The organism is Cellulosimicrobium cellulans, assembly GCF_001722485.1.
Taxonomy (GTDB): domain Bacteria; phylum Actinomycetota; class Actinomycetes; order Actinomycetales; family Cellulomonadaceae; genus Cellulosimicrobium; species Cellulosimicrobium cellulans_A.
The window spans coordinates 1-21,179 of sequence record NZ_LWGL01000044.1; the positions used below are offsets into that span (position 1 = coordinate 1).

Below are 21,179 nucleotides of genomic sequence, written 5' to 3' on the forward strand. Positions count from 1 at the left end.
GCGGCGCGGCTGCGCCGGGTTCGTCGGCACGCCCTGCGACGGCGGGTTCTGCGGCGGGCCCTGCGTCTGCGGGCTCGCCGAGCCCTCGCCCGTCGGCGGCGGCGCCTGCTCCGGCGCGACGCCCGCCGGGTCCCCGCCGGACAGCTCGGCACCGGAGCGCACCTCCTCGAGCCGCCGCTCGAGCACCTGCACGACGGGCAGCCGGTCGCCGTGCGCCCGCTCGTACGCGAGCAGCGTCTCCAGGCCGGCCGCGTCGAGCGACCGGACGCGGTGCCCGAGCGCCGCGACCGGCAGGTGGTCGTAGTCCGGCACGGGGAGCTCCTCGCGGGCTGCCCCGCCGGGTCCGGTGCCGTGCGTCGCGTCGTTCGTCATCGCCCCTCCTTCGTTCGCGGTGAGCGGCCACCGTAGGCACGGCCCGCCCTGCACGCCGCTCGGGCGCCGCTCCCGGCGCCGCGCGCACGGTCCGCGTGCGTGGAACCGGGTCCCCTCCCAGGCTGAGGGCATGACGACCCCCGACCTGGACCCGCGCACCGGCCCGCCCGCCGGCACGTCCGACGACGCGCTCTCGCGCCCCGTCGCCCTCGTCACCGGCTCGGAGTCCGGCATCGGCCGGGCCACCGCCGTCGCGCTCGCCGAGGCCGGCTTCGACCTCGCCCTCACGTGGTACGACCCCGACCACGACCCCGAGCACACCGAGGGCGAGGTCCGCGCCGCCGGGGCGCGCACGGCCCTGCGCCGGCTCGACGTCACCGACGTCGCCGCGCTCGGGCCCGCCGTCGACGAGCTGGCCGACGAGCTCGGCCGGCTCGACGCGCTCGTCAACGTCGCCGGCACCGGCACCTCGACCCTGCTCCTCGACCTCGACCTCGACCGGTGGCGCGAGGTGATCGCCACCGACCTCGACGGCCCGTTCGTCCTCCTCCAGGCCGCCGCACGGCGCATGATCGCCGGCGGGCGCGGCGGACGCGTCGTCAACGTCACGAGCGTCCACGAGCACGCCCCGCGCGTCGGCGCCGGGCCGTACTGCGCCGCCAAGGGCGGGCTCGGGCTCCTCACGAAGGTGGCCGCGCTCGAGCTCGCCGAGCACGGCATCACCGTCAACGCCGTCGCGCCCGGCGAGATCGCGACCCCGATGACCGGGCAGGAGGACGAGGACCCGCACGTCGCGCACCGCCCCGGCGTCCCGCTCGCACGACCGGGCGACGCGCGCGAGGTCGCGGCCGTCGTCGCGTTCCTGTGCGGTCCCGACGCGACGTACGTGACCGGCGCGTCCTGGGCCGTCGACGGCGGCATGCTCGGCATGGGCCCGATGGCCGGCTCCCACCTGACCTCCGACGACTGGCGACGCCCGTGAGCCTCCCCGAGCCGTCGCCCCGAGCGTCCGGCACGACCGGACGCTCCGCGCCCCCACCCGTCCGACGCCCCGACCCCCTGGAGATCACGATGACCCAGCCCACCTCGCCCGACCCCGACCCCACCGACTCCACGCGCCGCTCCCCCGCCGCGGACTTCTCCGCGAGCGGCGACGTCCAGCCCGGCGAGACCCCGCCCGCCGAGGACCAGGTCAGCGCCCCGCAGGGTCACGAGGAGCACGGGCCGGCGCGCGGCGTGCCATGGGTCTGGATCGCCGTCATCGGCGGCGTCGCGGTCGTCACCGCGCTGTTCTTCGTCGGCTACGCCGTCGGCCTGCTCGACTGACCGCCCACCGCGGCGCCGCCTCCCGCGGCCGGGCCCGTGGGAGGCGGCGGCTAGCGTGCGCCCATGACCCTGCGCGTGCTGCCCGACCGCTTCGTCCTCGCCCACGACCCCGGCGCGACGTTCCCGGAGGACGACGAGTGGGTCGCCCTCGTCCGCGCCCCCGAGGGCCTGACCGTCCTGCGGCACGCCTCGCCCTTCGGCGGCGACGGCGAGCGGTGGGCCGGGTTCTACGCCGACGCCCACGGGCTCGACGTCCCCGGCGTGCTCGCGTCCGTCCTCGGGCCCCTCGCCGACGCCGGCGTCCCCGTCTTCGTCGCCTCCACGTTCCACGCCGACCTCGTCCTCGTCCCCGAGCCGCGCCTCGACGACGCGACGGACGCGCTGCGCGCCGCCGGCCGCACCGTCGCCGACCCGCCACGGGCCGGCGGGCGCTGAGTCCGCACCACCTCGCGCCGACCCGTGGACGCGGCGCCGTCCCGGGTGAAGGATGGGCACCGGCCCGCCCGGGGCCCCCGAGGAGGACGCGTGGAGACCACCGCACCGCCGACGCGAGCAGCGATCGTCACCGTCGACGACGACCCGGGCGTCTCCCGGGCCGTCGCACGCGACCTGCGCCGACGCTACGGCGACCGGTACCGCGTCGTGCGCGCCGAGTCAGGCGAGGAGACGCTCGCCGCGCTGCGCGAGCTCGCGCTGCGCGGGGAGGACGTCGCGGCGATCCTCGCCGACCACCGCATGCCCGGCATGACGGGTGTCGAGCTGCTCGAGCAGGCGATGGACCTCTACCCCGCCGCGCGCCGCGTGCTCCTCACGGCCTACGCGGACACCGACGCGGCGATCGAGGCGATCAACGTCGTCGACCTCGACCACTACCTCCTCAAGCCGTGGGACCCGCCCGAGGAGAAGCTCTACCCCGTCGTCGACGCCCAGCTCGAGGCGTGGCGCGCCACCGACCGGCGCCGGCCCGAGGAAACCGTCGTCGTGGGCCACCGCTGGTCGGCACGCTCGTCGCAGGTGCGCGAGTTCCTCGCCCGCAACCGCGTCCCCTACCGCTGGTACGCCTCCGAGTCCGACAAGGGCGCGCGCCTGCTCGCCGCCGCGCAGATCGACGGCACCACGCTCCCGCTCGTCGTCACCCCCGGCGGCGAGGCGCTGCTCGCGCCCGACGACGCGACCCTCGCCGAGAAGGTCGGCCTCGCCACCACCCCCGCCGAGGAGTTCTACGACCTCGTCGTCGTCGGCGGCGGGCCCGCGGGGCTCAGCGCCGCCCTGTACGGGGCGTCGGAGGGGCTGCGCACGGTGCTCGTCGAGCGCACCGCGACCGGCGGGCAGGCCGGGCAGAGCTCGCGCATCGACAACTACCTCGGGTTCCCCGACGGGATCTCCGGCGGCCAGCTCGCCGAGCGTGCCCGCCGGCAGGCCGTGCGGTTCGGCGCCGAGATCGTCACGACGCGCGACGCCGTCGAGCTCGTCGTCGACGGCCCCGCGCGCGGCGTGCGCTTCTCCGACGGCTCGTCGATCGACGCCCACGCCGTGATCCTCGCGTCCGGCGTCACGTACCGGCTGCTCGACGGCCCGGGGCTCACCGACCTCGTCGGGCGCGGCGTCTACTACGGCTCCGCGCTCACCGAGGCCGCCGCGTGCCAGGACCAGGAGGTGTACGTCGTCGGCGGCGCGAACTCCGCCGGGCAGGCCGCGCTGTACCTCGCGCGCGAGGCCAAGCAGGTCACGCTCGTCGTGCGCGGCGACGCCCTGTCCCGCTCCATGTCCGCCTACCTCGTCGAGCAGGTCGAGGCGCACCCGCGCGTGCGCGTCCTCGCCCGCACCGAGGTCGCCTCCGCGGAGGGCGAGGACCACCTCGAGCACCTCGAGCTGCGCGACCTCGACACCGGCGCGACCACCCGTGTCGAGTGCGGCTGGGCGTTCGTGTTCATCGGCGCCGCGCCGCACACCGACTGGCTCGACGGCCTCGTCGCGCGCGACGCGCGCGGGTACGTCCTCGCCGGCCCCGACCTCACGCGCGACGGCGTCCCGCCCGTCGGCTGGCCCCTCGACCGGGTCCCGTACCACCTCGAGACGTCCGTGCCCGGCGTGTTCGCCGCCGGAGACGTGCGCGCCGAGTCCGCCAAGCGCGTCGCGTCCGCCGTCGGCGAGGGCGCCATGGCCGTCATGCTCGTCCACCGCTACCTCGACCAGCTCTAGACGGAGACGACACCCATGAGCGACACCGACACCGGGCGCGGCACGAGCGGCTGGCTGCCGTGCGACGTCGACGAGCTGCGGTCCACGTTCCTCTTCGAGCACCTCACCGACGACCAGCTCGCGTGGCTGTGCCGCACCGGGCACGTCGAGCACGCCGACCCGGGCTGGCTGCTCCGAGAGGGCGAGCCCGCCGAGTGCTTCTACGTCATGCTCTCGGGCGGCGTCGCGCTGTACCGGCGCGTCGGCGCCGACGAGGTCGAGATCAGCCGCACGCGTCAGGTCGGCGTCTACATGGGCGCGTGGAACGCCTACCTCGGCGACCGCCTGCCGCAGACGTACCTGCACAGCGTGCGGGTCCTCGAGCCGTCGCGCCTGTTCGTGCTCGCCGCACCCGACTTCGCCAAGCTCATGACCGAGTGGTTCCCCATGGCCGTGCACCTGCTCGAGGGCGTGTTCTGGGGCACGCGCGACGCGCAGCAGCTCGTCGGCCAGCGCGAGCGGCTCCTCGCGCTCGGGTCGCTGTCGGCCGGGCTCACGCACGAGCTGAACAACCCCGCGGCCGCGGCCGTGCGGGCCACCGGCACGCTGCGCGAGCGCGTCGCCAAGATGCGGCACAAGCTCGCGCTCATCGCCGACGGTCCCTACGACCGCGCCACGCTCGCCGTCCTCATCCGCCTGCAGGAGGAGGCGCTCGAGCGGTACGCCGACGCGCGCGACGCCGACGCCGTCGGCGCCCTCGCGACGTCCGACCTCGAGGACCGCCTCACCGACTGGCTCGACGACCACGGCATGCCCGAGGGCTGGCGCGTCGCGCCCGCGCTGGTGCAGGCCGGCATCGACGAGCCGTGGCTCGAGCGCGCCGCCGAGCGGGTGGACGCCGGCGCCCTCACCGGCGCGGTGAGCTGGCTCGCGTACACGATCGAGACCGAGCAGCTCATGGCCGAGATCGAGGACGCGACCGTGCGCATCTCCTCCCTCGTCGGGGCGGCGCGCCAGTACTCCCAGCTCGACCGCGCGCCGTTCCGCCCCGTCGACGTGCACGAGCTGCTCGACTCCACGCTGACGATGCTCGAGCACTCGCTCGAGGGCATCGAGGTCGTGCGCCGCTACGACACCGACCTGCCGCCCGTGCCGGTGTACGCCGCAGAGCTCAACCAGGTCTGGACCAACCTCGTGGAGAACGCCGCGCAGGCGATGGGCGCGCAGCCGGCGACCCGGACGCCCGGGTCCGGCACGCTCACCGTCACCACGCGCCGCGCCGACGACGCGGTCGAGGTCGAGATCGCCGACACCGGCTCCGGCATCCCCGAGGAGATCCGCCAGCGCATCTTCGAGCCGTTCTTCACGACCAAGCCCGTCGGCCAGGGCACCGGTCTCGGCCTCGACATCTCGTGGCGCATCGTCGTCAACAAGCACCACGGCGACCTCGCCGTGACGTCCCGCCCGGGCGACACCCGGTTCGTCGTCCGCCTCCCCCTGACGCCCTCGTCCGCCGCTGCCGGGGACTGAGACCGCCCGCGCGGCGTCAGCGCACGGACGCGAGCCAGCGGTGCAGCTCGGTCGCGAGCGCGGCCGGGGCGTCGAGCTGCACGAGGTGCCCCGCGTCCTCGATCACGGCGAGCGACGCTCCGGGGACGGCGTCGCGCAGCCGGTGCGCCTGGTCGACGGGGAGCCACGCGTCCTCCTCGCCCCACACCACGTGCGTCGGCACGGCGACGCGGTCGAGCAGCGGCTCGATCTCCGCCGTGTGCCGCTCGTCGGCGTGCGCGATCTGCCGGTAGAACGCCGCCTGACCCACCTCGCCCAGCCAGGGCTCCACGAGCGTCGCCAGGTCGTCGGGACGCAGCCCGCGGTGGCTCGCGCCGCGCACGTACGCCTCGAGCGCCCCGCGGTGCACGGCCGCCGGCAGGCGTTCGAGGACGTCCGCGTGCTCCGACACGAGCCGGAAGAACGGCGAGCCCCACGGCCGCCGCACCACGGCGTCGACCAGGCACAGCGACCTCACCGGGACGCCGTGCACGAGGTGGGCACGCAGGGCGACCGCGCCGCCGACGTCGTGGGCGACGACGTGCGGCGGGGTCCCACCGGCGCGCGCGTCCAGCCCCCACCCGGCGAGGAGGTCGGCGAGCAGCTCGCCCTGCGTCGCCAGGTCCACCGCGTGCCCGGCCTCCTTCGACGACGCCCCGAAGCCAGGCATGTCCCACACGTGCACCGTGTGCTCGGCCGCGAGCGCCTCGGCGTACGGCGCCCACAGCGCCGACGACCACGGCGTGCCGTGGCAGAGCACGAGCGGCGGGCCGCTGCCCAGCCGGGTCCACGCGACCTCGCGCTCCCGCCACCTCGTCCGCTCCGTGAGCTCCACGTCCCGCTCCCCCTCACGTCGTCATGGGCCGACCTGCGCCGGCCTGCGCCGCCACGCTAGCGGGGCCGTCCCTGGTCCGTCACGCGTAAACCGTGGACGGGGAGCCCGCACCGGCATAGCCTTCTCCCGTCCGGGTGATGCCGTCCGGACGCTCGACCGTGACGACGACCAGGAGAGGCGGGTGGACCCGATGCAGCACCAGCGGTCCTCCGACTCGTCCGGAAGGGCGATCGTCAGGTAGACGACGCCCGTCGTCCGCCTGCCGAGCCGTCCTGGCCATCGTCCTGGGGCGGCTCTCGTCGTCCCAGGACCGGAACGACGGAGGGAGGCGGACGATGAGCGAGGTGGTCATCTACAACCTCGGCGGCACCCAGGTGATCGGCCGCGTCTCGCTGCACCATGCGATCCGCATGCTGCACCGGCGCGTCGCCGCGGTCCTCGAGGCGGTCGAGGGCGAGACGTTCGGGCCCTACCAGCGCCCGCGCTCGGTCGAGCTCGTCCGCTACGTCCACGCGCGGTGGGTGTACGAGCGCCAGGGCCGCGTGCCGTACTCGCGCGCCGCCCTGATGCGCCGCGACGCGCACCGCTGCGCCTACTGCGGCGCGACGGCGACGACGATGGACCACGTGGTGCCCCGCTGCCAGGGCGGCACGACGACGTGGCTCAACGCGGTCGCGGCGTGCGAGCCGTGCAACGCGACCAAGGGCGGCCGCACCCCTCAGGAGGCGGGCATGCGCCTGCTGCGGCCCCCGTTCGAGCCGACGTTCCGCGACATCTACCCGGGGCCTCAGCGCAGGACCTCGACGAGCAGCACCCACGCGTCGCCGATCGACGCGACGAAGACGACGAGCACACCGGTCGTGACGACGTAGAGCCCGGCGGCCCGGTCGAGGCACAGCAGCGGGTCCCAGTCGGCGTCCAGGGCGTCCACGGCCCACCCCCGTTCCCGGAGCCGCGCCACGCCGCGAAGCCCGGTGGGCCGGGCGCGGCCGCGCCCGCGGGTCCTCGGGACGTAGCGAGACCCCGCGGGCGCGGCAACCGCGCGCTCAGCCCGCGCGGCGGAACGGCCCCCACGCGTCGGCGCCGGGTTCCTGCCCGCGGGTCCACCACTGCGCGACCCACACGGCGCCGTCGTGCACGACGGCGTCGCCGGCGGTGAAGACCCGCGTGGGCGTCCACACGGGCGTGCCGGTCGCGTCGACGGCGAGCTCCTCCCACGGCCCCCACGGGGAGGCGCCGGGCGTGGTGCCGCGCGCGTACCACTGCGCGCGGTACAGCGCGCCGTCGTGCACGACGACGTCGCCCGCCCCGTAGGTCGCGCCCGCGTCGTACGCGGGGGCGTCGACCGGGCCGATCACGCCCGCGCCCGCGGACGAGCGCACGATCGCCGGCACGGCCCACGTCGGGTCGATCCGCCCGTGCAGCGTGGGCGTCCAGCGCGCGGCGTCCTCGAGACGGTCCGCCTCGGCGACCGAGGCGTTGTAGAGCCCGACGAGGTCGACGGGCTCGCCGTCGACCGTCGAGCCGGTCTCGAACAGCTGCTCGCCCTTCCACCGGGTGACGACACGGGCCGGGTCGACGCCGTCGGCGAGCTCGAACGCGTTGTTCTCGGCGTAGATGCTCGAGTCGATCCCGGCGCCCCAGTAGTACTGGAAGATCCCTTCGCGCGTCTGCTCGTAGACGTTGTTGTAGACGTGCACGTCGCCGAACCGCACGCGCGGGGCGCGCTGGCCGACGTCGGTCCAGCGGTTGTGGTGGTACGTGACCTTGTGCTTGCCGGCGTCCTGGGTCCGCCCGTCCGACGAGCCGAGGATCGCGGTCTTGTCGTGGTCGACGAAGTGGTTCCAGGAGACGGTCACGTGGTCGGACCCGTGCGTGACGTCGAGCAGGCCGTCGTGGATCTCGAACGGGCGCCCGAAGACCGTCGGCAGCGACGACGGCGGGCGGTCGCCGTCGTCGAACGTGCTGTGGTCCACCCACACGTTCTCCGACGTCCAGACCGACAGGTTGTCGTACGCCGAGTTCCAGTTCCCCGCCTCCCCGTCGCCCGGGTCCCACTCGGGGAAGCAGTCCCGCGCGTCGGAGAGCGTCAGGTTCCGCACGACGACGTTGCGCGCGTCGCGCACGCGCAGGCTCGCGCCGACGATCCGCGCGTCGTCACCGAGACCGACGAGCGTGACGTTCGACCCGACGTGCTGCAGCGTGACCCGCGCCTGCGCGGCGGCCGCCGCGACGCGCGCGTCCTCCAGCGGGCCGGCGGGCGTCCCCCAGCCGTAGGTCGCCGGGTCGTAGGCGGCCACGTAGTCGTCCATGGAGAACGGCTCGTCGGAGCCCTCGACCGGCACGGTCGCCGCGATCGCCTCGCAGCTCGTGCCGGCGAACGCGTCGATCTCGCCGTCGACGTAGACGATGCGCGGCGTGGTGCTCGTGCGGGCGTCCGCGCCACCGAGCGCGGCGCGCAGCTCGTCCCACGTGTCGACGACGACCACGTGCGCGTCGTCCGCGGCGGCGCCGCCCGTGGTGCCGCCGTTCGCCGCCGCCCAGCCGTCCTGCGGCCCGAGCACCTGCCGGCCGAGGTCCGCCGCTCCCGGGCCGCCGGGCGGCGCGTCGGCGGCCGCCGCACCGGCCCCCACCACCCCCACCATCCCCGTCACCGCCAGCGCCGTGATCGTCGTCATCGCCGTCGCCGCCGCGAGCGGTCGCGGGAGTCCTCGCCGTCGTGACATCACCCAACTCCTTCGTCGTGTGGTCGGTGGTGCGAGAAACCGGTTTCTCGCACCACCCACGAGTGTGGCACACGCGACGCGACGGGCGCCAGCCGCGCCCTGGCCTCGACGGGGTGCGGCGCCGGGACGACGATGGGCGTGGCGGACGGGAGGTCGCGCGCATGGGCTGGTACTCCGAGCACGTGGTCGAGGCCGGGCGCGCGCCCGCCCTGTTCGCCCTCGTGGGCTTCGTGGTCACGTTCGTCGTGGTGCGCGCGATCACGCGGCGCATCCGTGCGCGCGGCGCGTCGGCGGGCACAGGGGGCACAGCGAGCACGACGAGTACAGCGGGTACAGCGAGCACGGCGGCGTCGACGACAGGGCCCGGCGACGCCGAGCCGGCCGACGGGCGCGAGCGCCGCCGGCTCGTGGGGGACGTGACGATCGGCGGGGTGCACGTGCACCACCAGGTGTGGGGCATCCTGCTGGTGCTGCTGACGGGGATGCTGGAGTTCCGCTACTCCCCCGACAGCCCGTGGTCGGAGGTGCTGGCGCTGTTGTTCGGGGCGGGCGCGGCGCTCGCGCTCGACGAGTTCGCGCTGTGGCTGTACGTGGACGACGTGTACTGGACGCCGGAGGGGCAGCGGTCGATCGTGGCGATCCTCGTCGGCGGGGCGCTGGGCGGGGCGCTGCTGCTGTCGACGTCGCCGATCGGGGAGTCGCCCGACGACGCGACGGCGCAGGGGCGGGTCGCGTACGTCGTCACGGTGGTGGTGCACCTGGTCCTGGCGTTCGTGACCGTGCTCAAGGGCAAGCTGGCGACGGGGCTGATCGGGGTCGTGGTGCCGGTGGTCGCGCTCGTCGGCGCGCTGCGGCTCGCGAAGCCGGCGTCGTACTGGGCGCGGCGCTGGTACGCGCCGCGGCGGATGGACCGGGCCGAGCGCCGGTTCGGGCCGGCGTACCGGGCACGGCAGGAGCGGCTGCGCGTGCTGCTCGGGGGTGCGCCGAGCCCGGAGCCGTCCGCGGGCCCGTCGGGGTCTCAGCCGACGTGATCGTCGAGCCAGGCGTCGAGCGCGGGCAGGGCGAGGTAGGCGACGGTGGCGTGGGTGGCGTCCGGGACGGTGCGGTAGGTGACGTCGGTGCCGGTGCTGCGGGCGAGGCGGACGAGCTCGCGCGTGTCGGCGGGCAGGACGAGCTCGTCGTCGGTCCCCTGGGCGACGAACAGCGGGGCGTCGACGCGGCTGCCGCCGGCCGAGTTCTCGGTCAGGAGCGTGGCCCAGGGCTCGACGGCCGTGGGGTCGCGGGCGAAGAAGTCCCCGACGAGGGGCTGGGCCAGGCGGTGCAGCTCGTCGAGGTGGCTGAGCAGGCACAGGCGGTTCATCGCCGGCAGCGCGCGCACGGCTGCGGGGGTCAGGACGTCGCCGAGCCGGGCTCCCGGGACCGTGGCGCCGTACACGGACGCGAACGCGGGGAAGGCGTAGGAGCCGATCGTGACCCCGGAGACGTCGTCCCGGTGCGAGCCCATGAGGGCGGTGAGGTCGGCGGCGGGCGCGGCGGTGGCCACGGCGACGACGTCGAGCCCGGGCGCGTAGGACGCCGCGCCCTGGGCGGCGAACAGCACGGCCTGGCCGCCCTGGGAGTGGCCCCACAGCACGACGCGGTCTCCCGCGCCGGCGTCGGGGACGTGCCGCGCCGCGCGGACGGCGTCGAGCACGGAGCGCGCAGCCGTCCCGCCGACGAGGTAGGAGTCGGGCCCGGCCGTGCCCATCCCGGCGTAGTCCGTCGCGACGACGGTGTACCCGCGGTCGAGCATGAGGCGCAGGCCCTCGATGCCGAGGAAGGGGTCGAACGCGCGCGACGGGGCGCACGAGGGGGCGGTCCCCGTGGTGGGGTGCCCCCAGGCGAGGACGGTGCGGCCGCCGGGCGGCGCCGGTCCGAGCGGGGTGACGATGACGCCCGTCACGACGACGGGCGCGCCGCGCAGGTCCGTCGAGCGGTACATGACCCGCCACGCCCGCGCACCTGGCGGCGTCCCGAGCAGCACCTCGCTGCGCACGACCGTGCCGGGGTCGCCGTCGGCGGCGCCCGGCGGCTGGTCGTAGAACGCGAGCAGGCCGGCCCGTTCCTCCGCGTCGCCGGCGACGCGCACCGCCTCGAGCCCGACGACGCCGACCGCGACGAGGGCGAGCGTCGCGAGGAGGACGCGCGCGCTGCGGCGGGGCCCCGCGGCCGCCCGGCGTGCGCGCTTCGTCATGGCTCCCGCCCTCCCGGCGCGAACGGTGTCGGGACGAGCATGGCACGGCCGTCGGCGGACGGCCCGGGCGCCCGGGCAGGGCCTCGACACCCGCCGCGCCCGGGACGACGATGGGAGGACCATGCCGCGCACCCGTGACGTCGACGGTCACCGGCTCCTCGAGCAGGTGGCGCGGCGGTGCGCGCGGGCGGACGACCCGCTGCGGCTCCTGCAGGACGTGGCGGCCGTCGTGCGCCGGGCCGTCCCGTACGCCGCCGCGGGATGGCTGCTCGTCGACCCGGACACGCTGCTCCTCACCGGCGTGCACGCCGAGGGCGTGACGCGCGCGCAGCACCTGGAGCTCATCGAGGCCGAGCTCACCGGGGACGACGTGAACCGGTTCTGGGAGCTGGCCGAGCGGGACGTCGCCGCCGCGTCGCTCTCCGCGGCCACGGGCGGCGACCTGTCTCGCAGCGCGCGCTGGGCGCGCGTCTACGGTCCGGCGGGGTACGGGGACGAGCTGCGCACGGTGTTCCGGTCGGGGTCGACGACGTGGGGTCACGCCTGCCTGACGCGCCGCGCCGACGAGCCGTCCTTCGCCCCGACGGAGGTCGCCCTCGTCGCCCGGGCGTGCCCGCACGTGGGGAGCGGGCTGCGCGCGTCCCTGCTGCTGGCGAGCGCGCCGTCGCCGCGCGACGAGGACGCTCCCGCCCTGGTCGTCCTCGACGACGACGGCACGGTCCGCTCCGTCAGCCCGCGCGCGCTCGAGCGGCTCGGCCCGCTCGAGGACGCCTCCCTCGCGACGACGATCGTGCTGCACGAGGTGGCGCAGCGGACCCGGGCGCTCGCCGCCGGCGCACCGGGCCCGCCTGCGCTCGCCCGTGCGCGCTCGGTCACGGGCGAGTGGCTCGTGGTGCGCGGCACGCTCCTCGACGACGGCCGCGCCGCGCTGGTGTGCGAGACCGCGACCCGCGCGCAGGTCGCGCCGGTGCTGCTGCGCCTGCACCAGCTCACCGACCGCGAGCGCGAGGTCACCCAGCTGCTCCTGCGCGGCACGTCGACCGCGGCGCTGGCCCGCCAGCTGTGGATCACGCCCGAGACGGTGCGCGGGCACGTGAAGACGATCTTCGCCAAGCTGGGCGTGAACAGCCGCCCCCAGCTCGCCGCGCTCCTCGCGGACGAGCCCGCGACGGGCGTCGTCATGTCCGGGACGCGGTGACGGTTCGCGTGCCCGCGGCCGCGATCTCCTGGGCGACGCGGCGCGCGACACGTCCGACGTAGCGCGTGAGACCAGGCCGGAACACGAACCCGACGAACCGCAGCCCCGGTGCGGACTCGGCGCCGTCGGGCGCGCGCGGCATGCCTCGCTCGTCGAGGACGTCCAGCTCGCCCACGAGCCGCTCCAGTCCCGTGCGGTAGCCCGTGGCCGCCACGACGACGTCCGCCGGCACCAGCTCTCCCCCGGCGACGACGACGCCGCCGCGTTCCAGCCGCTCGACGGCCGGGACGCAGCGCACCGCCCCGGACCGGACGGCGTCGAGCACCTCGGTGTCGACGACAGCGGTCCCCGCGCCCCGGGCGAGCAGCTGGGAGACCACGCCCTGCGTGGGCCGCGGCAGGCCGTAGCGGGACATGTCGCCGACGGTCACCCGCTGGAGGCCGGCGAGCAGGCGGTCGACGAGCCGCACCGGCAGGCGCAGCAGGAGCGGCACGGGCAGGTCGCCGGGGAGACCGCCCATCTCGCGCAGGAGGATGTTCGGCGGCGTCCGGACGGCGAGGTGCACCGTCGCCGCGCCGGCCCGCGCGAGCTCGTGCGCGATCTCCATGCCCGTCGACCCGGCGCCCACCACCACGACCCGCCTGCCGACGAACGGCCGGGGGCTGCGGTACCGGGCCGCGTGCAGGAGCTCGCCGTCGAACGTCCCCGGCCACGACGGCACGACCGGCTCCTGGTAGACGCCCGTCGCGATGACGACGTGGTCGGCACGGCGACGCCCGTCGTCCGTCTCGACGGCCCACCGCCCTGTCCCTTCGTCACCGTCGCGCCGGATCGTGCGCACGTCCGTGCCCGTCTCGACGACGACCCCGCGCTCGGCCGCGTACGCGCGCAGGTAGGCCACGTACTGGTCGCGGGTGGGGAACTGCCCGAAGGAGCGCGGGAACGGCGCACCCGGCAGCGCGGACCGGCGGCGCGACGTGTTGAAGCGCAGCGCGTCGTAGCGCCCGGCCCACGCGGCGCCGACGTCGCCCCGGTCGAGCACGACGGCCGGGACGCCCCGCGCGGTCAGCTCGGCGGCCGTCGCGAGCCCCGACGGCCCGGCGCCCACGACGACGACGCGCGGGGCGGTGAGGACGGGTGGTGCAGACATGACGGCCTCCTTCGCGACGGCCGGGAGGTCCCCGGCGCTCCCAGGCTCGCCCGCGGCCGGGAACGCGACCATCCCCCACCTGGGGGGTCTCGACGTCGGCGAGACGCCCGCCCGCGCCGCGCGTGAGCGCCGCCGCTACAGCATCCGGTCCAGAAGTCGGTCCCGGTCGACGAGCTGGTGCTTGAGCACGAGCCCGACGTGCAGCGCGAGCGTGGCGTAGAAGACGACGTGGCTGGCCACGTGCAGCCACAGCAGGTCGTCGTCGTCCGACAGGAGCAGCACGATCCCGGTGGCCGGCATGACCAGCAGCGACGCGTACAGCGCGAGCTCGGTGCCGTGCGCCAGCCGGCGCTCGCCCGCGGACAGGCCGGGCGCCCACGGCGGCAGCGGGGTGAGGCGCCGCCACACCAGGCGGGCCAGGGTGATGACGAGGATCGTCACGCCGAGCGCGACGTGCACCGCGAGGAGCACGTCGAGGTCGCCGTCGAGGAGCCCGGACAGGCCGTCGTCGTCGGAGTCGCCGCCGCGCCCGCGCCCTCGCCCGGGCTCACCGCCGCGGCCACGCCCGCGGCCCTGGCCGCCGTCCTCGTCGAGGAGGTACCCCACCACGAGCTGCGCGACGAGCGCTGCGACGGTGACCCAGTGCAGGGTCTTCGTCACCGCGCCGTAGCCGCTCGCGTCGTTGCGCAGCCTCACGGCCGCATCATCGCCGGTCCGGCCGGTGCGGACCACCGGTCCGCGGCACGGTGGCGCGTGGGGCGCAGCGCACGGGAGCGCCACATGGACACAGCCGCCGTCCTCGGACGGCGTGGGGACGCACGCCGCCGTAGCGTGATCGGCATGAGCCCTCTCGTGCACCACGACGTGCTGGTCCTCGGCGGCGGCAACGCGGGCCTGTCCCTGGCGGGACGCGTGCGCCGCGACGGGTGCCGCGACGTCGCCGTCGTCGAGCCCAAGGACGTGCACGAGTACCAGCCGCTGCTGTCCTACGTGGCGTCGGGCATGGCGACGGTCGACGACCTCACCCGGCCCCAGGACGACGTCGTCCCCGACGGGGTGCACCGGTATCCGAGCCGCGTCGTCGCCGTGGACCCGGAGCGCTCCGTCGTGCGGCTCGCCGACGGGACCGAGCTCGGCTACGGCGACCTCGCCGTGTGCCCGGGCGCGGAGGTCGACTGGGACGCGGTGCCCGGCGCGCAGGAGGCCGTCGGCACCCCGCACGCCGCGACGAGCTACGTCACCGACCTCGCGCCGAAGACGTGGTCGATGCTGTCCTCGCTCACGTCCGGGCGCGTCGTGTTCGCCGTCTCGGCGCAGCACGTGCCCTGCTTCCCGGTCGGGTACAAGCCGCTGTTCGTCGCCGCCGACCACTGGGAGCGCGCAGGCGTGCTCGACGCGCTCGAGGTCCAGCTCGTGGTCGAGGCGCACCGGCTCGTGGACGACCCGCGCGCCGAGCCCGCCCTGCGCGCCGCGGCGGACCGCTACGGCGTGCACGTGCGCACCGGGACCCGGGTCGAGTCCGTGGACCCCGTCGACCGCACCGTGCGCCTGCAGGGCCCGCACGGCACCGACACGACCCACTACGACGCCCTGTACCTCGCGCCGCCGCACCGGGCACCCGGCTGGGTCGCCGACAGCGGCCTCGCGACGCCCGAGAGCGACGGTTTCGTCGCCGTCGACCCCCGCACGCTCCAGCACGTGACCTATCCGCGCGTCTGGGGCCTCGGGGACGCCGCCGCCGTCGACGCGATGCCGTCGGGCGGCGCGCTGCGGCGCCAGGTCCCCGTCGTCGCGCGCAACATCCAGGCGCGCCGCAAGGGCACGCCGATGCAGGAGTACGACGGGTACACCGTCGCCCCGGTCACGACGTCGGGGCGCGAGCTGCTGCTCGCGGAGTACGACCGCGAGGGACGCCCCGACCCCGGGTTCCCCGTCGTGAACCTCGCGCGGCCGAGCCGCGCGCTCCTGCTCTTCGACCGGTACCTGCAGCCGTCGATCTACTGGCGCCGGCTGATCCAGGGCAAGGTCTCCTGACGCCGGGCCCGAGCCCGCAAAGCGGTCGTCGCGCCGAGCGTCGCCGTGGCACAGTGCCTCCATGACCGGAGTCCCGACGACGACCGACCCGCTCGCGCGCGTGACCTGGCCCGTGAGGACCGACCGGCTGACGATCCGGCGCCTCGACCCGGCGGACGCCGAGACGCTGTGGGCCTACCGGCGCCTCGAGGACGTCGACCGCTGGCTCGCCGTGCGCCCGCGCGACCTCGACGCCTGGCGCGCCCACCTCGGCGAGCCCGGGCGCGCGGCGACGACGCTCGTCGTCGAGCACGCGGGCGCCGTCGTCGGCGACCTGTACCTCGCGGTGCGCGACGGCTGGGCGCAGAACGACGTCGCCGACCGGGCGGCGGGCGCGGAGGCCGAGATCGGCTGGGTGCTCGACCCGGCGCACCAAGGGCGCGGGTTCGCGACCGAGGCCGTCCACGCGCTGCTGCGCGTGTGCTTCGCCCACCTCGGCCTGCGCCGCGTGACGGCCAGCGCGTTCGCGGACAACGCCCCGTCGTGGCGGCTCATGGAGCGCGTCGGCATGCGGCGCGAGGCGGTCGGCGTGCGCGACTCGCTCCACCGCGAGCTCGGGTGGATCGACGGCGTGACGTACGCCCTGCTGGCCGACGAGTGGACCCCAGCAGCGCCCGCGGCGAACTAGGCTCGACGGGTGGCTACCTTCTCCGCCGTGACCCGTCAGCACATCCTCGCCGCGATCGCGGAGCACGACGACCGCGGGGCCGACAACTTCCTCGGCGTCTACGGGTTCACGCCGTCCGTCCGCGAGACGCTCGACCACGAGGGCCGCACCTACGACGCGAAGGCGATCCTCGGCGTCGCGCACCGGCACGCGACCGGCCGCGTGGCCACCGCCGAGGAGCTCGCCGGCGGCAAGGTCGACGCCGTGACGATCCTGCGCAAGCGCGGCTTCGAGGCGAGCGGTCCCGTGTCCGCCGCGCCCGCGCCCGCCGCCCCGTCGCGCCGTGCGACCACCACGCCGCGCACGCGGACGGCGACGCCGCGCCGCGCGTCCGAACCGGAGAAGCCGGCCGCGGTGTGCCCGACGTGCTTCATGACGCTCCCGGCCACCGGCGTGTGCGACAGCTGCGGCTGACGACGTGCGCGTGCGGCCGGTCGAGGACTCCGTCCTGACCGTGCGTCCGACCCGCCCGTACTGGCTGGCGACGGCGCTGCTGCTCGTCGCCGCGCTCGCCGTCGCCGCGTCCCCCGTGCTGCTCGCGCTGTGGCAGCACTCCGGTGATCGCGACCTCGACTGCCTGCTCCGGTCGTGGCCGCACGGAGTCGTCAGCGAGGAGTCGTTCGTCGACGCCGAGTACGGCATCGCGCCGTCGCGCCTGGTCTGCACGTGGCAGCGGCCGTCCGAGACCGCGCCCGAGGTGGAGTCGTACCTCCTCAGCCCGCCGGCCGACAGGATCGCCGTCGTCCTCCTCGTCACCGCGGGCGCGACGGCCGGCGTGGCGGGCGGCCTCCGCCTCGCCCGGCGCTAGGCGCGCCGCAGCACGAAGAAGAACGGGCGCGCCATGCCGCGCGCGTCCATGAGTCCGAGCAGCGTGTCGTCGTCGACGGCGCGGAAGTGGTCGTCGATCGGCTGCTCGTCGTACGTCATGGTCGCCGTCACGACGCCGCGGAACGCCGTGGCGCGCACGCGCGCCCGGGGCCGCCGGGTCCGCGTCAGGGGCAGCGCCGCGCGCACGAGCCGCGCGACCGCGGGACGACGCAGGACCGGCGTGCACCGCAGGACGAGCGCGAGCGGGGCGAACGCCGGGTTCACGGCGAAGGTCCCGCCGCGGCCGTCGGCGAACAACAGCGGGTCCGCGTCGCCGTCGCCGTCGTCATCACCGTCGAACCGCTTGCCGTACCAGCCGAGCGCCTCGAGCACGCCGTCGAGCGGGTGGCCCGTCGGCAGGCCGGACCCGCGCCACGTCCCAGGCACCGCCTCCGGGCTCGCCGCAGGCAGCGCGTCGTAGAACGCGAGCGCCGCAGCCGTCGTCGTGCCGGCCTCGAGGCGCGCGAGCCCGGCACGGGCCGACGTCGTGTCCATGTCCCGATCCTCCCGGAGGGCTGGTCCGCGCGCGCGGCACGAGGGCCGCGTCCTGTTGACGCCCGGGTCCGGGGACCCCCATCCTGACCACGGCGGCAGCGCCGGCAGCCCGACGAAGGAGACGGTTCCCGTGACACGTCAGTCGCCTCCCGAGGACCTCGACGTACCGCCCGTGGACGTGCTCGTCGTCGGCGCGGGCCCGGTGGGTCTGGCGCTCTCCGCCGACCTCGCGCGACGCGGCGTGACGGTCCGCGTCATCGACACGCTCGCCGCGCCGACGACCGAGTCGCGCGCGATCGTGGTCCACTCCCGCACGCTCGACCACCTGCAGGCGCTGGGCGCGCTCGACGACATCGAGGCGCGTGCTCGCGTCATCACCGGCATGGTCCTGCACACCCGCGGGCGCGACGTCGGGCGCATCCCCTTCGACACGATCACCGCGGTGCGCGCGTACTCGGTGTCGCTGCTGCAGACGGACACCGAGGCCGTGCTCACGGCCCGGCTCGCGGAGCTGGGCGTCACGGTGGAGCGGTCGACCACGCTCACCGGCGCGACGGAGCACGACGACCACGTCGTCGCCGAGGTGACGCGCGGCGACGGGTCGGCCGCGACCGTGCACGCCCGCTACGTCGTCGGCACCGACGGCGCGCGCAGCACCGTGCGCCACGTCATGGGCGAGCGCCTGCGGGGCTCGTTCGTCGGCGAGGACTTCCTGATCGGCGACGTCGACGGTGAGCACGACTACGACCGGTCCAGCTTCCACACGTTCCTGTCCCCCGGCGACACCACCGGCCTGATCTTCCCGCTCCCCGGCGACCGCGTGCGCGTCTTCGCGCAGCTGCCCGCCGGGACGGACCGGGACCGGCCGGCCACGCAGGAGTGGCTGCAGCAGGCCCTCGACGAGCGCGGTGTCGCGCTGCGCATCCGCACCGCGCACTGGCTCACGCGGTTCGAGCTCAAGCACGGCCAGGTCGCGCGCTACCGCGCGGGCCGGCTCTTCGTGGCGGGAGACGCCGCGCACATCCACAGCCCCGCCGGCGGGCTCGGCATGAACACCGGGCTGCACGACGCCGCCAACCTCGGCTGGAAGCTCGCCCGCGCGGTCGCCGCCCCGCCCGGGGACCGGTCCGCGGACGCGCTGCTCGACAGCTACCACGCCGAGCGGCACCCCGTCGGCGCGGACGTCATCGCGTTCGCGACACGCCTCACGCGCGTGGGCACCCTGAGCAGCCCGGTCGCCCAGCACGTGCGCAACGTCGTCATGCACCTCGGCCTCGAGTCGTCGGCGGTCTCCGGGCGCCTGTCCGCGACGGTCGAGCAGCAGCGCGTGCGCTACCGGGACAGCCCCGTCGTCCGCGGAGCCGGCAGGTCGCTGCGTCCCGGCGACTTCCTCTACCTGCCCGACACCGACGTCGGCGCGGCGCTCGCCCGCACCCCCGGCCACCTCGCCGTCCTGCTGCCCGACGACGGGGCGGCGCCCGCGCTGCCCGCCGGTGCCGCCGAGCTGGACGTCTCCGCGCGCGACGCCGCCCAGCTCGCGGAGGCGACGGGGCTGCGCCACGGCGGCGTGGTGATGGTGCGGCCCGACGGCTACGTCGGCTACGTCGGCCCGGCCGGTGACACGGCCGGGCTCGCGGACTACGTGCGCGTCGTCGGCGCCTGACCGCCCGGGCCTGCCCGGCAGGCCCTGACGGACGAGCCCCGACCGACAGGCCCGACCGATTGCCGGTGGCCGTCGATGCCCGCAGGCTGGGGCGATGACCGACTCCCGCGTCACCGCCCTGCGCCGCGGCAGCCTCACCTTCGACGTGCACGACGACGGCCCGCCGGACGGCGAGCCGGTGGTCCTGCTCCACGGCTTCCCGGAGGACTCGACCAGCTGGTCGCGCGTCGCACCCCTCCTGCACGACGCGGGGCTGCGCACCGTCGCGCTCGACCAGCGCGGCTACTCCCCCGGTGCCCGCCCGCGGCCGCGCGCGGCCTACCGTCCGGAGTTCCTCGTCCAGGACGTCCTCGCGCTCGTCGACCGGACCGGGCCCGCGCACGTCGTCGGGCACGACTGGGGCGGCAACGTCGCCTGGGGCCTCGCCGCATGGGCGCCCGCCCAGGTGCGCAGCCTCACCGTGCTGTCGACGCCCCACCCCGGCGCGCTGTCACGCTCGCTCGTGCGCTCCGCGCAGGCGCTGCGCTCGCTCTACGCCGGCTTCTTCCAGCTCCCCGCGCTGCCGGAGGCGGCGCTCGCGCGGTCGCTGCCGTCGGTCCTGCGCCGCTCGGGACTGCCCGCGGACGACGCCGACCGGTACGCCGCGCGCATGCGGGAGCCCGACGCCCTGCGCGCGGCCCTGAACTGGTACCGCGCCCTGCCTCTCGCCCGCACACCCGTCGCGGACGTCGCCGTCCCCACGACGTACGTGTGGGGCAACGGCGACCAGGCGCTCGGGCGTCGCGCCGCGGAGGACACCGAGCGGTTCGTGCGCGCCCCGTACCGGTTCGTCGAGCTCGACGCCGGTCACTGGCTGCCGGAGACGACGCCGGACGAGGTCGCCGAGGCCGTGGTCCACCGGGTGGCGGGATGACCGCGCTGCGCACCGACACCCGGCTCGTCCTCGTCCCCGGCGACGCCGTGCGCGCGGCGGCGTTGCTCAGCCTCCTCGTCGGCACGGTCGCCCTCGGCGGCCTCGCCGGTCCGCTGTTCCTGCTCGTGCTCGGCGGCGTCATGCTGCCGCGCACCGTCGGCGCGCCGACGCTCCTCGACGTCGCCTACGGAGCCTCGTTGCTCGTCGCCGCCTGGGCCGCGCAGCTCGACTGGTACGACGCCGTCCCCGGCCTCGACCTGGCCGTGCATCTCGTCTGCACGGGGCTGATCTCGGCCGTCGCCACCGTCGCGCTCGTGCGCTGGCGCGTCGTGCCCGACCTCGGCACGCCGGCGTCCTGGCGCGACCGGGTCGCCGTCGTCGTGGTGACGGCGGGGCTGGGCGCGGTCGGCGCGGTGCTGTGGGAGGTCGGCGAGTGGGCGGGCTACGCGTACCTCGACGACCGCATCGGGGTCGGGTACGCCGACACCGTGACCGACCTCGCGGCGGGCCTGGTCGGCGCCACCGTCGCCGGCGCGCTGCTCGCCGCACGGGGCCGCGTGCTCGACGACTGACCCGGCCGGCTCAGGCCTCCGTGAGGCCCGCGTCCGCGAGGTCGGCGAACGAGTACGGCGGCCACGGGCCGAGGTAGCGCACGCGCGCGGCCGGTTGCTGCTCCTGCAGGTCCGCGAGCGCCCGGCCGACGTCGGCGACGCCCTCGCGCGGGACGAGGAGCGCGACGTCGAGCACGGGCACGGCGCCGTCGGGCGGATGGGCGCGCCGGTTCTCGGCGATCGCCACGGCGACGCGCGCGAGGCGTCGCCGCAGCTGCGGGTAGAGGTCGGTGGCGGCGTCGTCGGCGACCTCGCGTGCGCGCTCCTCGAGCCGGCGGCGCAGCAGGCGCTGGACGACGGCCGGGCGGCCGGCGAGGGCGC

The 21,179-nt window shown here is 76.2% G+C and carries 23 protein-coding genes; 15 read left to right on the top strand and 8 right to left on the bottom strand.

Annotation, left to right across the window (positions count from 1 at the left end):
• A partial coding sequence (locus tag JZ5iCDA_RS07280) for a hypothetical protein (protein ID WP_069386567.1) occupies positions 1-372 on the bottom strand: 372 nt, incomplete at its 3' end.
• Between the two features lie 130 nt (positions 373-502).
• Between JZ5iCDA_RS07280 and JZ5iCDA_RS07285 the strand changes: the two genes are divergently transcribed.
• From JZ5iCDA_RS07285 to JZ5iCDA_RS07305, 5 genes are all read left to right on the top strand, one after another.
• On the top strand, positions 503-1,354 hold the full coding sequence (locus JZ5iCDA_RS07285; RefSeq protein WP_069386568.1) for an SDR family oxidoreductase: 852 nt from the start codon (positions 503-505) through the stop codon (positions 1,352-1,354).
• Between the two features lie 89 nt (positions 1,355-1,443).
• On the top strand, positions 1,444-1,698 hold the full coding sequence (locus JZ5iCDA_RS07290) for a DUF6480 family protein (RefSeq protein WP_069386586.1): 255 nt from the start codon (positions 1,444-1,446) through the stop codon (positions 1,696-1,698).
• 63 nt (positions 1,699-1,761) lie between these two features.
• Positions 1,762-2,133 carry an ACT domain-containing protein gene (locus JZ5iCDA_RS07295; RefSeq protein WP_069386569.1) on the top strand — a complete coding sequence of 124 codons (372 nt, stop codon included), beginning with the start codon at positions 1,762-1,764 and terminating at the stop codon, positions 2,131-2,133.
• Positions 2,134-2,223: 90 nt separating this feature from the next.
• Complete coding sequence (locus tag JZ5iCDA_RS07300) at positions 2,224-3,900, top strand: FAD-dependent oxidoreductase (protein WP_069386570.1); 1,677 nt, start codon at positions 2,224-2,226, stop codon at positions 3,898-3,900.
• 15 nt (positions 3,901-3,915) lie between these two features.
• Entirely contained in the window at positions 3,916-5,409 is a 1,494-nt protein-coding gene (locus tag JZ5iCDA_RS07305) for an ATP-binding protein (RefSeq protein WP_069386571.1), read from the top strand.
• Between the two features lie 16 nt (positions 5,410-5,425).
• Here the strand turns inward: JZ5iCDA_RS07305 and JZ5iCDA_RS07310 are convergent, their stop codons facing one another.
• Positions 5,426-6,262, bottom strand: a complete 837-nt coding sequence (locus JZ5iCDA_RS07310; RefSeq protein WP_069386572.1) for an alpha/beta fold hydrolase — start codon at positions 6,260-6,262, stop codon at positions 5,426-5,428.
• A 335-nt stretch (positions 6,263-6,597) separates the two neighbouring features.
• Between JZ5iCDA_RS07310 and JZ5iCDA_RS07315 the strand changes: the two genes are divergently transcribed.
• Positions 6,598-7,134 carry an HNH endonuclease gene (locus tag JZ5iCDA_RS07315; RefSeq protein WP_069386573.1) on the top strand — a complete coding sequence of 179 codons (537 nt, stop codon included), beginning with the start codon at positions 6,598-6,600 and terminating at the stop codon, positions 7,132-7,134.
• A gap of 174 nt (positions 7,135-7,308) precedes the next feature.
• On the opposite strand, the gene JZ5iCDA_RS07320 is transcribed toward JZ5iCDA_RS07315, so the two are convergent.
• The gene (locus tag JZ5iCDA_RS07320; protein ID WP_139123008.1) at positions 7,309-8,988 is read right to left on the bottom strand and encodes a carbohydrate-binding protein; all 1,680 of its coding nucleotides are present in this window, start codon (positions 8,986-8,988) and stop codon (positions 7,309-7,311) included.
• A gap of 161 nt (positions 8,989-9,149) precedes the next feature.
• Between JZ5iCDA_RS07320 and JZ5iCDA_RS07325 the strand changes: the two genes are divergently transcribed.
• Positions 9,150-10,019 carry a hypothetical protein gene (locus tag JZ5iCDA_RS07325; RefSeq protein WP_069386575.1) on the top strand — a complete coding sequence of 290 codons (870 nt, stop codon included), beginning with the start codon at positions 9,150-9,152 and terminating at the stop codon, positions 10,017-10,019.
• Here the strand turns inward: JZ5iCDA_RS07325 and JZ5iCDA_RS07330 are convergent.
• On the bottom strand, positions 10,007-11,221 hold the full coding sequence (locus tag JZ5iCDA_RS07330) for a lipase family protein (protein WP_069386576.1): 1,215 nt from the start codon (positions 11,219-11,221) through the stop codon (positions 10,007-10,009). The two genes, JZ5iCDA_RS07325 and JZ5iCDA_RS07330, sit on opposite strands and share 13 nt — an antisense overlap.
• Positions 11,222-11,342: 121 nt before the next feature.
• On the opposite strand from JZ5iCDA_RS07330, the gene JZ5iCDA_RS07335 reads away from it, so the two are divergent.
• Entirely contained in the window at positions 11,343-12,419 is a 1,077-nt protein-coding gene (locus JZ5iCDA_RS07335; RefSeq protein ID WP_069386577.1) for a helix-turn-helix transcriptional regulator, read from the top strand.
• Here the strand turns inward: JZ5iCDA_RS07335 and JZ5iCDA_RS07340 are convergent.
• Both JZ5iCDA_RS07340 and JZ5iCDA_RS07345 read right to left on the bottom strand, forming a co-directional pair.
• The gene (locus JZ5iCDA_RS07340) at positions 12,400-13,569 is read right to left on the bottom strand and encodes a flavin-containing monooxygenase (RefSeq protein ID WP_069386587.1); all 1,170 of its coding nucleotides are present in this window, start codon (positions 13,567-13,569) and stop codon (positions 12,400-12,402) included. The genes JZ5iCDA_RS07335 and JZ5iCDA_RS07340 overlap by 20 nt on opposite strands.
• 135 nt (positions 13,570-13,704) lie before the next feature.
• Positions 13,705-14,265: a cytochrome b gene (locus JZ5iCDA_RS07345; protein ID WP_069386578.1), complete on the bottom strand. Its 561-nt coding sequence runs from the start codon at positions 14,263-14,265 to the stop codon at positions 13,705-13,707.
• 144 nt (positions 14,266-14,409) lie between these two features.
• On the opposite strand from JZ5iCDA_RS07345, the gene JZ5iCDA_RS07350 reads away from it, so the two are divergent.
• The 4 genes from JZ5iCDA_RS07350 to JZ5iCDA_RS07365 all read left to right on the top strand — a co-directional run bounded on the left by JZ5iCDA_RS07350 (position 14,410) and on the right by JZ5iCDA_RS07365 (position 17,117).
• A complete protein-coding gene (locus JZ5iCDA_RS07350; RefSeq protein ID WP_069386588.1) occupies positions 14,410-15,603 on the top strand; it encodes an NAD(P)/FAD-dependent oxidoreductase in 1,194 nt (397 codons plus the stop codon).
• 61 nt (positions 15,604-15,664) lie between these two features.
• Complete coding sequence (locus JZ5iCDA_RS07355) at positions 15,665-16,270, top strand: GNAT family N-acetyltransferase (RefSeq protein WP_069386579.1); 606 nt, start codon at positions 15,665-15,667, stop codon at positions 16,268-16,270.
• Between the two features lie 9 nt (positions 16,271-16,279).
• A complete protein-coding gene (locus tag JZ5iCDA_RS07360) occupies positions 16,280-16,723 on the top strand; it encodes a hypothetical protein (protein WP_069386580.1) in 444 nt (147 codons plus the stop codon).
• 4 nt (positions 16,724-16,727) lie between these two features.
• Positions 16,728-17,117 carry a hypothetical protein gene (locus tag JZ5iCDA_RS07365; protein ID WP_069386581.1) on the top strand — a complete coding sequence of 130 codons (390 nt, stop codon included), beginning with the start codon at positions 16,728-16,730 and terminating at the stop codon, positions 17,115-17,117.
• On the opposite strand, the gene JZ5iCDA_RS07370 is transcribed toward JZ5iCDA_RS07365, so the two are convergent.
• Positions 17,114-17,671: a DUF4334 domain-containing protein gene (locus JZ5iCDA_RS07370; protein WP_069386582.1), complete on the bottom strand. Its 558-nt coding sequence runs from the start codon at positions 17,669-17,671 to the stop codon at positions 17,114-17,116. The two genes, JZ5iCDA_RS07365 and JZ5iCDA_RS07370, sit on opposite strands and share 4 nt — an antisense overlap.
• Positions 17,672-17,801: 130 nt before the next feature.
• On the opposite strand from JZ5iCDA_RS07370, the gene JZ5iCDA_RS07375 reads away from it, so the two are divergent.
• The 3 genes from JZ5iCDA_RS07375 (at position 17,802) to JZ5iCDA_RS07385 (ending at position 20,819) form a co-directional block, all read left to right on the top strand.
• Entirely contained in the window at positions 17,802-19,334 is a 1,533-nt protein-coding gene (locus JZ5iCDA_RS07375; protein WP_171905319.1) for an FAD-dependent monooxygenase, read from the top strand.
• A 94-nt stretch (positions 19,335-19,428) separates the two neighbouring features.
• Positions 19,429-20,247, top strand: coding sequence for an alpha/beta fold hydrolase (locus tag JZ5iCDA_RS07380; RefSeq protein ID WP_069386584.1), 819 nt, complete (start codon positions 19,429-19,431; stop codon positions 20,245-20,247).
• A complete protein-coding gene (locus JZ5iCDA_RS07385) occupies positions 20,244-20,819 on the top strand; it encodes a hypothetical protein (protein WP_069386585.1) in 576 nt (191 codons plus the stop codon). The genes JZ5iCDA_RS07380 and JZ5iCDA_RS07385 overlap by 4 nt, the downstream gene beginning before the upstream one ends.
• 10 nt (positions 20,820-20,829) lie before the next feature.
• On the opposite strand, the gene JZ5iCDA_RS07390 is transcribed toward JZ5iCDA_RS07385, so the two are convergent.
• The coding region (locus JZ5iCDA_RS07390; protein WP_171905320.1) for a GvpL/GvpF family gas vesicle protein at positions 20,830-21,179 on the bottom strand (350 nt) is incomplete at its 5' end.